The sequence below is a fragment of the Geodermatophilus sp. SYSU D00965 genome (genome assembly GCF_054050075.1).
The window spans coordinates 24,381-38,428 of the sequence record NZ_JBJGYQ010000011.1 but is presented as its reverse complement, the minus strand read 5'-3'; the positions used below and the strand labels follow the sequence as shown (position 1 = coordinate 38,428).

The window sequence follows — 14,048 nt, the reverse complement described above, 5'->3', positions numbered from 1 at the left end:
GTAGGGGGCCGCGCTCAGGCCTCCGGCTCGCTCGCCAGCACTGGGGAGCGCCGGGTGCCCCAGGCGTAGGTCTGCTTGCGCAGCCCGAGGTAGAGGTGGGTCTCGGTGGCCTCCACGCCGTCCACGGCGCGGATGCGGGTGACCAGGTCGAGCAGTTGGTCGTCGTCCTCGCAGACCACCTCGACGAGCAGGTCGACCGACCCGGCGGTGATGACCACGTAGTCGACCTCGGTGAACTCGGCGATCCGGTCGGCGACCAGGCGGGCGTCGCCCCCGGTCCGCACGCCGACCATGGCCTGCCGGGAAAAGCCGACCTGCAGCGGGTCGGTGACCGCGACGATCTGCATGACGCCGGCGTCGAGCAGCCGCTGCACGCGCTGGCGCACCGCGGCCTCGGACAACCCGACGGCGGTGGCGATGCGGGCGTAGGGACGGCGGCCGTCCTCCTGGAGCTGCTCGATGATCGCGCGCGAGACGTCGTCCAGCACGAACTGTCCCCGGATGCTCACTGCCCCGCCTCCCCGCCAGCGGTCCGTCGTCCCGGCGGCTCCGGGCTCTGCGGATCGTATCCGGGGTCGGGCGCAGACGGGGTCCTCTGTACGGGTGGCTCCTCGCTACGATTCCGCCACCTCGGCCCCTCCCCCGACGACGGGATCCGCAGTCATGACCACCACCGAGCAGGACGTCACTCCTACTGGGCAGCCGGTCGGCGCGGACGCCGCCGCCAACCTGTGGCTGCACTTCTCGCGGATGGGCGCGTACCGCGACACCCCGCCGCCGGTCATCGTGCGCGGCCGCGGGGCGGAGATCTGGGACGACCGCGGCCGGCGCTACCTCGACGGGTTGTCCGGGCTGTTCGTCGTCCAGGCGGGGCACGGGCGCCGGCGACTGGCGGAGGCGGCCGCGCGGCAGGCGGAGGACCTGGCGTTCTTCCCGCTGTGGTCCTACGCGCATCCCACGGCGATCGAGCTCTCCCAGCGGCTGGCCGAGGCTGCGCCCGGCGACCTGAACCGCGTCTTCTTCACCACCGGCGGCAGCGAGGCGGTGGAGACGGCGTGGAAGGCGGCCAAGCAGTACTTCAAGCTGACCGGGAAGCCGGGCAAGACCAAGGTGGTCAGCCGGGCCGTCGCCTATCACGGGACGACGCAGGGCGCGCTGTCGATCACCGGCGTCCCGGCGCTCAAGGAGGCCTTCGAGCCACTGGTGCCCGGCACCTTCCGGGTGCCCAACACCAACATCTACCGGGCGCCGGTGTTCGGCGACGACCCGGAGGCGTTCGGCCGGTGGGCCGCCGACCAGATCGAGCAGGCGATCCTGTTCGAGGGGCCGGACACGGTGGCGGCGGTCTTCCTCGAGCCGGTGCAGAACGCCGGCGGCTGCTTCCCCCCGCCGCCGGGCTACTTCACCCGGGTGCGCGAGATCTGCGACCGGCACGACGTGCTGCTGGTCAGCGACGAGGTGATCTGCGCCTTCGGCCGGCTGGGCGCGACCTTCGCCTGCGACAAATTCGGCTACGTGCCCGACATGATCACCTGCGCCAAGGGGATGACCTCCGGCTACTCCCCCATCGGCGCGATGATCGCCTCCGACCGGGTCGTCGAGCCGTTCCTGCGCTCGCGGGCGTCCTTCCCGCACGGCTACACCTTCGGCGGCCACCCGGTCAGCTGCGCGGTCGCCCTGGCCAACCTCGACCTGTTCGAGGAGGAAGGTCTCAACGAGCGGGTGCTGGACAACGAGGGGGCCCTGCGCGCCACGCTGGAGCAGCTGCTGGACCTGCCGATCGTCGGCGACGTCCGCGGCGACGGGTACTTCTACGGGATCGAGCTGGTCAAGGACGAGGCGACCAAGGAGACCTTCGACGCCGAGGAGTCCGAGCGGCTGCTGCGCGGGTTCCTCTCCGGCGCGCTGTTCGAGGCCGGCCTGTACTGCCGGGCCGACGACCGCGGTGACCCCGTCGTCCAGCTGGCCCCGCCGCTGATCTGCGGGCAGGCCGAGTTCGACGAGATGGAGCAGGTCCTGCGCGCGGTGCTGACGGAGGCCTGGGCGAGGCTCTGACCGGGCGGGGCGACGGGGTCCCTCACGGCTACGCCTTCGGGGGCAGGGTGAGGACCTCGGCTCCGTCGGCGGTGATGGCGATCGTGTGCTCGCTGTGCGCCGTCCGGCAGCCCGTCGCGCTGCGCAGTGTCCAGCCGTCGGCGTCGGTGACGAGATCGGCGGTGTCGGCCATGACCCACGGCTCCAGCGCCAGCAGGAGTCCGGGCCGCAGCCGGTAGCCACGTCCGGGCCGGCCCGCGTTCGGGACGTGCGGGTCCTGGTGCATCGTCGAGCCGACGCCGTGGCCGCCGAACTCGGTGTTGACCCGGTACCCCGCCTCGCCGAGGACCGCGCCGATGGCGGCCGAGATGTCGCCGACGCGAGCGCCGGGGCGGGCCGCGGCGATCCCCGCGCTCAGCGCGCGCTCGGTCGCCCGGATCAGCGCCACGCTCTCCGCCGGGCGCGAGTCCCCCACGATGAAGCTGATCGCGGAGTCCGCGACGACCCCGCCGACAGAGACGGCGAGGTCGAGCGAGAGCAGGTCGCCGTCGGCCAGCGCGTGGTCGGAGGGCAGCCCGTGGAGCACCGCGTCGTTGACCGACGTGCAGATGTGGTGACCGAACGGCCCGCGCCCGAAGGACGGCGCGTAGTCGACGTAGCAGGACTGCGCACCGGCCTCGGTGATCATCTCCCGGGCCCACCGGTCGACGTCCAGCAGGTTGGTGCCCACCTGACAGCGGCTCTTGAGCGTCTGCAGGATGCCGGCGACCAGGGCGCCTGCCTCGCGGGCCCGGGGCAGCTCCGTCGCGTCCAAAATCTCGATCATCGGTTTCCTCCCCCGCGGGCCGTACAACTATCCCGGTAACAGTATCCCGGTATTAGAATCGGCGCCGTGGTCCGGTTGCCGCTCACCCCGGCCGAGGTCGAACGCGGCCAGCGTCTCGGCGCCCTCCTGCGCCGTGCCCGGGGGGAACGCTCGATGCTCACCACCGCGCTGGAGGCAGGGGTCTCACCGGAGACCCTCCGCAAGATCGAGTCCGGTCGCGTCGCCACCCCGGCCTTCCCGACCGTGGCCGCGATCGCCGACGTGCTGGGCCTCTCCCTCGATGCGCTGTGGGCGCAGGTCAACCAGTCCAGCGGTGGCGTCGAACCCGCACGATCGGGTCGCGACCCAGGCGAGCGGTTGGTCTCGTAGCCGGGCCGGGGCGACCCCGGCGCGGCAGGATCGCGACACGGAACGCGTGCTCGGCATCGGCGGCCACTTCCTGCGCGCCACCGATCCGGCGTCCCTGGGTGCGTGGTACCGGGACTGCCTGGGCCTGGACGCCGACGAGCACGGCCTGGGGCGTCAGGACGCCGGGGGGACGGTGTTCGCGACCTTCGAGGCCGACACCGGGTACTTCGGCGCCCGCACCCAGCAGACCATGCTCGACTTCCGCGTCCGCGACCTGGACGCGATGCTCGCCCAGTTGCGGGCGGAGGGAGCGGACGTGGCCCCGGAGACCCAGGACATGGCCGGCGTCGGTCGGTAGGAGAGCCGCACCGGTGCCCAGTGCCCGCACGCTCGCCGAGTCCGCCTCCTACTCGCCGTGCTGCCGGCGCACCATCTCGGTGATCCAGGTCGGCGCGAACGGTGACGTGCAGTTCGGTGGCGTCGGGTAGTCCTTCAGCACCTCCAGGCGCTCGCCGATGTCGATGGCCCGGGCGCGGTGCTCGGCGTGCTCGATCCCGATCTGGGCCAGGCAGTGGTTCATCGCCCACTGCAGGCGGTCCGGCGCGCCGCTCATCTCCGCCTCGATGGTGTCGAGGAGCCCGGGCAGGTCGAGGCCCTCGGGGGCCTTCGCCACCCGCTCGGTGGTCAGCGCCCAGCCGGCGCTGGCGACCACCGGGTCCGCGTCGGCGAACCAGGCCAGGCGCAGCTCCTCGGCGTGCGGGCTCTTCTCGACCACGTAGTTCACGAGCCAGTCGTGCACCTTGGGCGTGCGGGCCTGGCGCAGCATGGTGTCCAGCTCGTCGCGCTCGAACGCCTTGGGCCGGCAGATCAGGAGAGCCAGCAGCCGCGCCGCGCTGTCGTCGGTCGCCCACAGCTCGCGGGCGAGGTCCTGCTGGGTCTTGAGCCGCTTGGCGAGCGCGCGCAGCTGGGTGAGGTTCACGCCGTGGTCGTCACCGTGCCGGGCGTTGACCTGGCGGATCCGGGGCTCCTCGAGCTCGGCCAGCTCGGCCATCACCTCGGCCGCCGTCGTCCGGGTCGCCGCCGTCTGGGTCATCCCAGTCTCCTGTCGATCCGTGGGGCGTCCAGCCCGTGACGAGGGGGTCGGTCTGCTGTGCAGGTGCTGCGCGGACACGCCGCGGGAGCAGTAGATGATGCCGGTACGACACCCCGGCCGGCCACCAGCGCACCGGCCCCCTCGTGACCGTCGCTCGGCTCACTCGACGGTGAGTACGGCTGACGAGGGTGATGGCATGGGTCCATTTCCACTGCGAGCACTGACTCGGGCGGCCGGAGGAGTGGGGTCACGGCCACACGGTCACGCCCGGGCCGGATCACGGGTGTCGCGCTTCCCGTGGTGCACCATCAACGATGGTTGACGGGCGGGTCCCATCAACGTAGGTTGATGTGCATGGCCGAACTGGATGCCCTGCCTGCGCCGGAGCACCCGGAGGCCGCGCTGGCCGCAGTGGTCGCCCTGCGCCGGCTGGCGGCCCGGCTGGAGGTCGCCGCGGTGGTCGAGGCGATCGCTCAGGGCTGGACGTGGGCCCAGGTCGGCGAGGCACTGGGCATCAGCGCCCAGGCCGCGCACAAGAAGTTCGCATCCGAGGTCCGCGCCCGGCGCGGCCGCTGATCAGGAGGGATGACCGATGGGGATCGTCAACGCGGTGCGGGACATGCGCACGATCAAGCGGCTGCTCACCCAGGCCGAAGCCGAGGCGCGCAGCGGCGGGGAGCAGACGCCCGGACCGGAGCACCTGCTGCTTGCCGCCACGGCCCTGCCCGACGGCAGCGCGGCCCGTGCCCTGGAACGCCTCGGCGTCGACCCGCAGCGGTTGCGCACCGCGATCGAGGAGGCGCACGAGGGCGCGCTGGCCGCAGTGGGGATCGAGGACCGCTCTGGCGGAGCCGCCGGACTGCACAGCCCGGCCACCGGCGCTTTCCGCTCGACGCCCCAGGCGCAGCAGGTCTTCCAGGAGGCCGTCGCGCTGTCGAAGTCGACGAAGCCGTCTGGGCTGAAGGGCGCGCACGTCGTCGCGGCGACCGCCCGTCTGCAGCACGGGACCACGGCCCGGGCCCTCGCTGCCCTCGGCGTGGACCGCGACCGCCTCCGTGAGGTCGCCTGCGCCGAGGCCGGGATCAGCTGAACGTTCGACCTCCTCGGAGATCTGATGAGTGGCGTGACCGGAGGACTGTTCGGCAACTGGCTGCGGAAGCGGCGCGCAGAGCGACTCCGGCGGAACACCACCGGTGATGACCCATCCACCACCCTCATCAGCCGTACTCACTCGACGGTGAACGTGCCCAGGACCGACCCGGTGCTCGGGTCCCCGAGGTACAGGAGCGCGGGGCCGGGCGTCGCGGTGTCGGGGACCTGGAAGCGCAGGGTGGCGCGGTAGCGGTCCCCGGAACCGGTCACGGTGCCGACCCGCGTGTTGGTCCGCTCCCGGACGAAGTAGACCGGCACGTCGCGCCGGGCGCGTTCCTCGTCGGCGCCGCCGTGGTCGTTGCAGCCCTCGCGCAGCCACTCGACGGTCAGCTCGGTCGACGTCAGCGCGGCACCTCGATCCGGGGAGAGGCCGACGAGCTGGGGACCGACGCAGGAGGCAGCACCGCCGGCCGTGGCACCGTGGCCGCACGCCGAGGCGAGCAGGACAGGGGCGAGCAGGACAGGGGCGAGCAGGGCCGGGGCGAGCCGGACGGGGGCGAGCCGGACGGGGGCGAGCCGGACCTGGGCGATGGCCGACCACGTCCGGCGCACGGCTCCTCCTCGGTCGGCGTGGTCCCGACCGCCGCAGTCTCCGCCATCCGCCCTGTCGCGGGGTGCAGCGGGGGACCCGTGTCCGGATCGAGACCGAGCGGCGACCGGGCGTCTCGTGCGAACTCAGTGACCCGTGAGGGCGGTCATCGCCCGGTCGAGCAGGCGGGCCGGGCGGCCGGTGCGCCGCTCGCGGTCGTCGACGAGCCCGGCCAGGCCGATCCCGGCGTTGACGCCGAGCCAGCGCACGGGCTCGGGCTCGAACCGGGGTGAGCGGTGCCCGACCCAGGGCAGCCGGACCAGCTCGCTGTCCCGCCCGGTGACCAGGTCGGCGAGCGTCCGACCGGCGAGCGCGGCCAGCGCCACGCCGTCCCCGCTGTAGCCGCCGGCGTGGGCCAGCCCGGTGCCGGGGTCGTAGCCGACCGACGGCCACCGGTCCCGCGGCACGCCGAGCACGCCGCCCCACCGGTGCGTCACCGCGACGCCGGCGAGCGCCGGGAACAACTCGACCAGCGAGCGCCGCAGCGCGTCGTGCACGCCGCGGGCCCGCTCGGTGGACGGCGAGGTCCGCGACCCGAAGCGGTAGGGCGCGCCGCGACCGCCGAACACGATCCGGCCGTCCCGGGTGCACTGGGCGTAGACGAGCAGCCGGCGGGCGTCGCCCAGCGTCTCCCGGCCGGTCCAGCCGATCTCCGCCCGGACCTCGGCCGGCAGCGGCTCGGTGGCCAGCACCAGCGAGTGCACCGGCAGCAGCGTGCGGCGGTGGCCGGGCAGCCCGGGCGTGTACCCCTCGAGCGCCCGGACCACCACGCGGGCCCGCACCTCCCCCGCGGCGGTGCGGACCCGGTGCGGGGCGATCCCGGTCACCGGCGTCCCCTCGTGGACGACGACACCCCGCCGCTCCACCGCGTCGGCCAGCCCGCGGACCAGCCGGGCCGGGTCGAGGGCGGCGCAGTGCGGGGTGAACGTGGCGCCGAAGACCCCGTCGGCGGCCACCCGTGCCCGGGCCTCCGCGCGGGGGAGCCAGCCCAGGTCCTCCTCGCCGCGACCCCGGTGCCGTGCCGCCGCCACCTCCGCGCGCAGCCGCCGGGCCTGCAGCTCCGAGGTGGCCAGGCACAGGTAGCCGCCCTTGTCGGCCCGCGCGTCGATCCCCTCCGCGTCGGCCACCCGCAGCACGTCGTCGACGGTGTCCTCGGCGGCGCGCCGCCAGGCGGCGGCCGCGGCCGGGGACGACGCGGCGGCCACGGCGTCCTCCTCGACCGGCAGCAGGCCCGACAGCCAGCCGCCGTTGCGGCCGGAGGCGCCGAACCCGGCGAACTCCCGCTCCAGCACGACGATCCGCAGGCCCGGATCCCGCCGGGCGAGGGAGTAGGCGGTCCACAGGCCGGTGAACCCGGCGCCGACGACGGCGACGTCGGCCTCGGTCGGCCCGGTCAGTGCCGGCCGCCGGCGCTCGAGCTCCCCGGCGGGCAGCGTGTCGTGCCAGAGGGACAGCGAGCGCGGCGGCCTCATCCCTCGTCGGTCGTCGCGGGCACGCACAGGACGGGGCGGTCGGACAGGTGCAGCAGCTTGTGTGACACCGACCCGAGGAACGCGCCGCGCAGCGGGCTCTCGCCCCGCGTGCCGACGACGATCACCCGGCCGTCGTGCCGGTGCGCGGCGTCGACCAGCGCCTGGGCGGGCTTCTCCGAGAGCACCTCGACCACCGTCGCGACGCCGGCCGCCTCGGCCTCCTCCACCGCGTGCGACACCGCCGTCCGGCCCAGCTCGGTGATCGCCCGCTGGTGGGCCTGGAACTCCTCCCCCATCCCACCCGGCGGCTCGACGCCGTAGACCAGGACCAGCGGCTCGTCGAACCGGGCGGCCAGCGAGATCGCCATGCGCAGGGCCGGCCGCGACCCCGGCGACTCGTCGTACCCGAGGACGATGCTCACTGCTCGACTCCGGGCTCGTTCCGCTCCTCGCTCGCCGGCGCTCGCGATGCTCGCTCGCCCGTCGTCCTCGCGGTGCTCACCGGAGGTCCTCGTCGACCTCGATGCGGTCCCCGGCGATCCCGGGCCGCTCCTGCCAGTACCGGCCGTCCTTCGTCCGCCAGACGAACATCAGCACGACGCCGACGAGGAAGATGCCGACGCCGATGACCAGCGGTGGCCCGACCCCCAGCCACGCCTGCCCGGTGTAGGAGTTCGCCGGGTCGGAGATGTCGCGGATCGCCAGCACCAGCAGCCAGATCAGCAGCCCGGCACCGACGAGCGGGCCCACACCGATGAGCAGGAACGACGACACGCTGCGGGTCAGCTGCCGGCGGTGGTAGACCGCGCAGGCGATGCCGGTCAGCGCGTAGTAGAAGGCGATCAGCAGCGACAGGGCGGTGATCGAGTCGAACAGCGCGTTCTCGCTGAGCAGGCTGACCGCCACGAACCACACGCTGGCGATGCCGCCCACCCACCAGGTCGAGACGTCCGGCGTGCGGTGCCGCGGCGAGATGTGGCCGAAGCGGCGCGGGAACGCGTGCCGCCGCGCCATCGACAGCCCGGTGCGCGAGGCGGGCAGGATCGTCGTCTGGGTCGAGGCGATCGCCGCCGTGGCCACGGCCAGCAGGACCACCCAGTCCCAGCCGCCCATCACCTCGGTGGACAGCAGCGCGAAGATCGCCTCCTCCTCGTCCGCGTTCTCCGCGAGGTAGTCGGTGCCCGCGAAGGCGAGGACGGCGATGGCGACGCCGACGTAGGTGACCAGCAGGACGATCGTGGAGGCGATCGCGGCCCGGCCCGGCGTGGACGTCGAGTCGCGGGTCTCCTCGGTGAGGTTGACCGCCGACTCCCAGCCCCAGTAGGCGAACACGCCGAGCAGCAGGCCGCCGGACAGCGCCGCCCCGCCGGCGCCGAACGGGTTGAGCCAGCTCCAGCTCGGGTCCAGGCCGCCGAGCGGGCTGTTCCCGGTGACGCCGCGGACGATCGCCACCGCCGCGAACACCAGCAGGGCGAGGGTCTGGGCGATGATCAGCCCGTTCTGCAGGCGCGCCGACAGCTCGGTGCCCAGCACGCAGATCCAGGTCATCAGCAGGATGAGCGCGACGGTGAGCACGAGGACGACCACGGTGTTCTCCGCGAGCGAGTCCAGGTTCAGCGTCCGCAGCGTGAAGACGACGCCCACGTTGGCCAGCGACCCGATGATCAGGACGCCGGTCATGGTGATCGCCCAGCCGCCGATCCAGCCGGCCCACGGCCCCATCGCCCGCGTCACCCAGGAGAACGTCGTCCCGCAGTCGGGGTCGACCCGGTTGAGCGCGGCGAAGGCAGAGGCGATCAGCAGCATCGGCACGAACGAGGCCAGCAGCACGCCGGGCGTGTTGACCCCGGTGAGCGCGACGAGCGCGCCGATGATGGCCGCCAGCGAGTACGCCGGCGAGGTGGACGCCAGCCCGATGACGAGGGCGTCGACGAAGCCGATCGCGCCCGGGCGGAGGGTCGCCTCCGTGTCCGGGCGGACGGCGGGATTCGCGGGCTCCGCGCTCATGCGACGGTTATCGCAGCACAACGGCGTGTCGGCAAGGGTTTGCCGGTCTCAACCCTGGGACGACCACGGAAGTAGTGGCTAGGGTGGCCGCCACCTGTGGAGGTGGGAGATGCGCATCCTGCTCGTCGGCGCCGGCGGGGTCGGCAGCGCGGTCGCCGCGATCGCGGCCCGCCGGGGGTTCGTGGAGCGGCTGGTCGTCGGCGACTACGACCTCGCCCGCGCGGAGAAGGCGGTCGTCGCGACCGGCGACCCGCGGTTCGTGGCGGCCCGGGTGGACGCGAGCGACGAGGACGGCGTCCGCGCGCTGCTGGCCGAGCACCGCTGCGACGCGCTGCTCAACGCGACCGACCCGCGCTTCGTCATGCCGCTGTTCCGCGCCGCGCTGGCCGCCGGCGTGCACTACCTGGACATGGCCATGTCGCTGTCCCGCCCGCACCCGGAACGGCCCTACGAGCAGACCGGGGTGAAGCTCGGCGACGAGCAGTTCGCCCTCGCCGGCGAGTGGGAGGCGGCCGGCCGGCTGGCCCTGGTCGGCATCGGGGTGGAGCCGGGGCTCTCCGACGTCTTCGCCCGCTACGCCGCCGACCACCTGTTCCGCGAGATCGACGAGCTCGGCGTCCGGGACGGCTCGGACCTCACGGTGCGCGGCTACACGTTCGCGCCGTCGTTCAGCATCTGGACCACGATCGAGGAGTGCCTCAACCCGCCCGTGGTGTGGGAGCGCGACCGCGGCTGGTTCACCACCGAGCCGTTCAGCGAGCCGGAGGTGTTCGACTTCCCCGAGGGCATCGGCCCGGTGGAGTGCGTCAACGTGGAGCACGAGGAGGTGCTCCTCATGCCGCGGTGGGTCGACGCGAGACGGGTCACCTTCAAGTACGGGCTCGGGTCGGAGTTCATCGACGTCCTCAAGACGCTGCACAAGCTGGGCCTGGACTCCACGACGCCGGTGCGGGTCCGGGACGTCGAGGTCTCCCCCCGCGACCTGGTCGCCGCCGCGCTGCCCGACCCCGCGGGGCTCGGCGACCTGATGACCGGCAAGACCTGCGCCGGCCTGTGGGTCAGCGGCACCGGCACCGACGGCAGCCCGCGGCAGGTGTACCTGTACCACGTCGTCGACAACGCCTGGTCGATGGCCGAGTACGGCTCCCAGGCGGTGGTCTGGCAGACCGCGGTCAACCCCGTGATCGCCCTGGAGCTGCTGGCGACCGGGCTGTGGCAGGGGCGCGGGGTGCTGGGCCCGGAGGCCTTCGACGCGGTGCCCTTCCTCGACCTGCTCGTCGCCTACGGGTCCCCCTGGGGGATGCGCGAGGGAGGCTGAGAAAGGACCCCCTTGCCCCCCGCCGCTCGCAAGCTCGCGACGGGACCCCGCAAGGGGGCCACTCCCGGCCGGTCAGCTCGTCAGTCGACCGTCTCGACCAGCCGGCGCAGCTCCGCGGTGACCACGCAGCCGCGGGCCACGACGTCGTCCCGCGCCGCGGCGGCCTGCTCGCACACGGCCCGGAACCGGGCCAGCGCGGGGGCGTGCCGCTCGGCGAACCGCTGGACGTCACCGTCCGCGTCGCGCAGCAGCGCACCGGCCAGCGCGACCCGGTGCCGGTCGAGCTCGTCGCGCAGCGCGGCCCGGGCGGCGACCACCCAGTGCGAGTCCCCCGGCTGCTCCGCCGTCCAGCCGCGCAGCCGCGGCAGCTCGAGCAGCTCGCCCACCGCCGCGTGCGCCGCCACCACCTCGCCGATCCCCGACCCCGTGTCGCGGGCGAGCGCGGCGAGGTCGACCAACTCGGCCTGGGCGCCCAGGACGGCGACCCGCTCGGCGAGCTCCGGCGGCGCCCCGGCCGCGGCCAGCTCCGCCCGCAGCGCGCGGGCGCGGTCGCCCTCGACGCCGGGCCGGTCCAGCCAGGTGGCCGGCGGGAGCTCGGCGACGACGGCGGCCAGCGCGGGTGCCGACGCGGTCAGCCGCGCCGGGTCGGGGTGCGCCCGCAACAGCCGGTCGGCGGTGCGCTCGGTCGCCGCCTGCAGCTCGGGCAGCGCCAGCCGCTCCACCGCCAGCGGCACCTCACCCCCGACGAGGCCGTCGACGAGGGCCCACACCGGGTCGAGCGCCAGCACCCGCGTGGCCACCGTGTAGGCGCGCGCGGCGACCGCGGTCGGGACGCCGTGCCGCTCCTCCAGCCGCAGCAGGAAGCCCGGGCCCACCCGGTTGACCAGGTCGTTGGCCAGCTGGGTCGCGGTGATCTCCCGCGCCAGCGGATGGCCGGCCACCCGGTCGGGCCAGCGCTCGCGCACCGCCCGGGGGAAGTAGGCCGACAGCACCCCGGCCAGCGACGGGTCGTCGGGCAGGTCGCCGGCCAGCAGCTCCTCGCGCACCAGGTTCTTCGAGTGCGCCAGCAGCACCGCCGCCTCCGGGCGGGTCAGCCCGGACCCGGACCGGCGCAGCCGCTCGATCTCGGCCTCGCCCGGCAGCTGCTCGAGGCCGCGGTCGAGGCCGGCCTGCCGCTCCAGGTCGCTGATCAGCCGGGCGTGCCGGTCGAGCAGGAAGGGGGCCTGCGCCGCGCAGACCGACAGCGCCCGGGCCTGCAGCGCGTTGTCGGCCAGCACCGCGGCGGCCACCTCGTCCGCCACCTCGCGCAGCGCCGCGTCCCGGTCGGCGCGCGGCACCCCCGCCAGCAGGATCTTGAGGTTGACCTCGCGGTCGGAGGTGTCGACCCCGGCGGAGTTGTCGATGAAGTCGGTGTTCAGCGCGACCCCGCGCCGCGCCGCGGCCACCCGGGCGCGCTGGGTCAGGCCCAGGTTGCCGCCCTCGCCGACGACCCGGCAGCGCAGCTCCCCGGCGGTCACCCGCACCGCGTCGTTGGCGCGGTCGCCGACCTGCGCGTCGGTCTCGTCGTCGGCCCGGACGTAGGTGCCGATGCCGCCGTTCCACAGCAGGTCGACCGGCGCCCGCAGCACCGCCCGGACCACCTCGGCCGGGGACAGCTCCGCCGCGTCCACGCCGAGCCGCGCCCGCACCTGCGGGGACAGCGGCACGGTCTTGGCGTCCCGCCGGAACACGCCCCCACCCGGGGAGAGGACGGCGCGGTCGTAGTCGTCCCACGACGAGCCGGCCAGGCCGAACAACCGGCGGCGCTCGGCCGCGGACCGGGCCGGGTCGGGGTCCGGGTCGAGGAACACGTGCCGGTGGTCGAAGGCGGCCACCACCCGCAGCCGGTCGGACAACAGCATGCCGTTGCCGAACACGTCGCCGGACATGTCGCCGATCCCGACGACGGTCAGCTCCCCGTCCGGGTCGACGCCGAGCTCGCGCAGGTGGCGGCGCACCGACACCCACGCGCCGCGGGCGGTGATGCCCATGGCCTTGTGGTCGTAGCCGGTCGAGCCGCCGGAGGCGAACGCGTCGCCCAGCCAGAAGCCGCGGCGCTCGGCCACCTCGTTGGCCAGGTCGGAGAAGCTCGCCGTCCCCTTGTCGGCGGCCACGACCAGGTAGGCGTCGGGCCCGTCGTGCACCACGGTGCGGGCCGGGTGCACCACCCGGTCGCCGTCCCGGTCGTCGGTGACGTCGAGCAGAGCGCCGACGAAGGTGCGATAGGCCTCGGCCACGCGGTCCTGCACCTGCGCGCGGTCCAGCCCGCGCAGGTCGCCGCGGACGACGAACGCGCCCTTGGCCCCCGCCGGCACGATGACCGCGTTCTTCACCATCTGGGCCTTGACCAGGCCGAGCACCTCGGTGCGGAAGTCCTCGGGCCGCTCCGACCAGCGCAGCCCGCCGCGGGCGACCCGGGCGCCGCGCAGGTGCAGCCCCTCCATCGTCGGCGCGCACACGAAGGTCTCCACCTCCGGCCGCGGCGCGGGCAGCAGGTCCAGGTCGCGGGAGGCGATCTTCAGCGCCAGCGCCGGCCGGGGCGCGCCGTCGGCGTCCACCTGGTAGCGGTTGGTGCGCACCACGGCGGCGAGCACGTCGCGCAGGCCCCGCAGGATGCGGTCCTGGTCGAGGCTGGTGGTGCGGGTGAGCAGCTCGGCGAGGTGCGCGGCGGCCGACGCGGCGGCCGCGGGGTCGACGGCGTCAGGGTCGTGGCGGGCGGCGAAGTGCGCCAGCAGCGCGCGGGCGAAGTCCGGGGCGGCGAGCACCGTCTCCTCGACGTAGCCGCGGGACAGCCCCAGGCCGACCTGCGCCAGGTAGCGGCAGGCCGCGCGGAGCACGGCGACGTCCCCGACCGGCAGCCCCGCCCCCACGGTGAGCCGGGACAGCCCGTCCAGCTCGGTCTCCCCCGCCCAGGCCGCGGCCAGCGCCTGCTCCAGCCGGGGCAGCGCCGCCGCGGCCGCGCTGCCGGGCGGGAGCAGCAGCTCCAGCCGGGACGCCGGGGCGCCGTCGTCCCCCGCGACGGCGACGGCGTCGGCCACCCGCACCCCGAGCCGGTCGAGGACCGGCACGACGTCGGCCAGCAGCGGACGCTCGCCGGGCCAGGTGACCAGGCCCCGGACGCGGTCGCCGGACCGGCCCGGCTCCGGCCGCAGGGTCAGCCGCCGGCGGTG

14 protein-coding genes are annotated in these 14,048 nt (G+C 74.7%); 6 read left to right on the top strand and 8 right to left on the bottom strand.

Annotated features, from left to right (window positions below; genetic code table 11):
* Positions 1 to 14: 14 nt before the first annotated feature.
* The gene (locus ACI789_RS12080) at positions 15 to 509 is read right to left on the bottom strand and encodes an Lrp/AsnC family transcriptional regulator (RefSeq protein ID WP_457009277.1); all 495 of its coding nucleotides are present in this window, start codon (positions 507 to 509) and stop codon (positions 15 to 17) included.
* A gap of 154 nt (positions 510 to 663) precedes the next feature.
* Here ACI789_RS12080 and ACI789_RS12075 point away from each other — a divergent pair, with 154 nt between their 5' ends.
* Positions 664 to 2,055, top strand: a complete 1,392-nt coding sequence (locus ACI789_RS12075; protein WP_457009275.1) for an aspartate aminotransferase family protein — start codon at positions 664 to 666, stop codon at positions 2,053 to 2,055.
* A 28-nt stretch (positions 2,056 to 2,083) separates the two neighbouring features.
* Here ACI789_RS12075 and map read toward each other — a convergent pair whose 3' ends face one another.
* Positions 2,084 to 2,860 carry a type I methionyl aminopeptidase gene (gene map, locus ACI789_RS12070; protein ID WP_457009273.1) on the bottom strand — a complete coding sequence of 259 codons (777 nt, stop codon included), beginning with the start codon at positions 2,858 to 2,860 and terminating at the stop codon, positions 2,084 to 2,086.
* 66 nt (positions 2,861 to 2,926) lie between these two features.
* Between map and ACI789_RS12065 the strand changes: the two genes are divergently transcribed.
* Positions 2,927 to 3,229 carry a helix-turn-helix transcriptional regulator gene (locus tag ACI789_RS12065; protein ID WP_457009271.1) on the top strand — a complete coding sequence of 101 codons (303 nt, stop codon included), beginning with the start codon at positions 2,927 to 2,929 and terminating at the stop codon, positions 3,227 to 3,229.
* A 46-nt stretch (positions 3,230 to 3,275) separates the two neighbouring features.
* A complete protein-coding gene (locus tag ACI789_RS12060) occupies positions 3,276 to 3,566 on the top strand; it encodes a VOC family protein (RefSeq protein WP_457009269.1) in 291 nt (96 codons plus the stop codon).
* A 48-nt stretch (positions 3,567 to 3,614) separates the two neighbouring features.
* Here the strand turns inward: ACI789_RS12060 and ACI789_RS12055 are convergent, their stop codons facing one another.
* Positions 3,615 to 4,301 carry a DNA alkylation repair protein gene (locus tag ACI789_RS12055; protein WP_457009267.1) on the bottom strand — a complete coding sequence of 229 codons (687 nt, stop codon included), beginning with the start codon at positions 4,299 to 4,301 and terminating at the stop codon, positions 3,615 to 3,617.
* Positions 4,302 to 4,655: 354 nt separating this feature from the next.
* Here ACI789_RS12055 and ACI789_RS12050 point away from each other — a divergent pair, with 354 nt between their 5' ends.
* Together ACI789_RS12050 and ACI789_RS12045 are read left to right on the top strand one after the other, a co-directional pair.
* Complete coding sequence (locus ACI789_RS12050; protein ID WP_456918453.1) at positions 4,656 to 4,877, top strand: RNA polymerase subunit sigma-70; 222 nt, start codon at positions 4,656 to 4,658, stop codon at positions 4,875 to 4,877.
* Between the two features lie 16 nt (positions 4,878 to 4,893).
* A complete protein-coding gene (locus ACI789_RS12045) occupies positions 4,894 to 5,391 on the top strand; it encodes a Clp protease N-terminal domain-containing protein (RefSeq protein WP_457009265.1) in 498 nt (165 codons plus the stop codon).
* 137 nt (positions 5,392 to 5,528) lie between these two features.
* Here ACI789_RS12045 and ACI789_RS12040 read toward each other — a convergent pair whose 3' ends face one another.
* The 4 genes from ACI789_RS12040 to ACI789_RS12025 all read right to left on the bottom strand — a co-directional run bounded on the left by ACI789_RS12040 (position 5,529) and on the right by ACI789_RS12025 (position 9,521).
* Positions 5,529 to 6,005, bottom strand: coding sequence for a hypothetical protein (locus ACI789_RS12040; protein WP_457009263.1), 477 nt, complete (start codon positions 6,003 to 6,005; stop codon positions 5,529 to 5,531).
* A 123-nt stretch (positions 6,006 to 6,128) separates the two neighbouring features.
* Positions 6,129 to 7,514 (bottom strand): NAD(P)/FAD-dependent oxidoreductase, encoded by a 1,386-nt coding sequence (locus ACI789_RS12035; RefSeq protein WP_457009261.1) that lies wholly within the window; start codon positions 7,512 to 7,514, stop codon positions 6,129 to 6,131.
* Positions 7,511 to 7,936: a universal stress protein gene (locus tag ACI789_RS12030; RefSeq protein ID WP_456918457.1), complete on the bottom strand. Its 426-nt coding sequence runs from the start codon at positions 7,934 to 7,936 to the stop codon at positions 7,511 to 7,513. The genes ACI789_RS12035 and ACI789_RS12030 overlap by 4 nt, the downstream gene beginning before the upstream one ends.
* Positions 7,937 to 8,012: 76 nt before the next feature.
* On the bottom strand, positions 8,013 to 9,521 hold the full coding sequence (locus tag ACI789_RS12025) for an APC family permease (protein WP_456918458.1): 1,509 nt from the start codon (positions 9,519 to 9,521) through the stop codon (positions 8,013 to 8,015).
* Between the two features lie 109 nt (positions 9,522 to 9,630).
* Here ACI789_RS12025 and ACI789_RS12020 point away from each other — a divergent pair, with 109 nt between their 5' ends.
* A complete protein-coding gene (locus ACI789_RS12020) occupies positions 9,631 to 10,839 on the top strand; it encodes a saccharopine dehydrogenase family protein (protein WP_457009258.1) in 1,209 nt (402 codons plus the stop codon).
* An 80-nt stretch (positions 10,840 to 10,919) separates the two neighbouring features.
* Here ACI789_RS12020 and ACI789_RS12015 read toward each other — a convergent pair whose 3' ends face one another.
* A complete protein-coding gene (locus ACI789_RS12015; protein ID WP_457009256.1) occupies positions 10,920 to 13,946 on the bottom strand; it encodes an NAD-glutamate dehydrogenase domain-containing protein in 3,027 nt (1,008 codons plus the stop codon).
* Between the last annotated feature and the right edge of the window lie 102 nt (positions 13,947 to 14,048).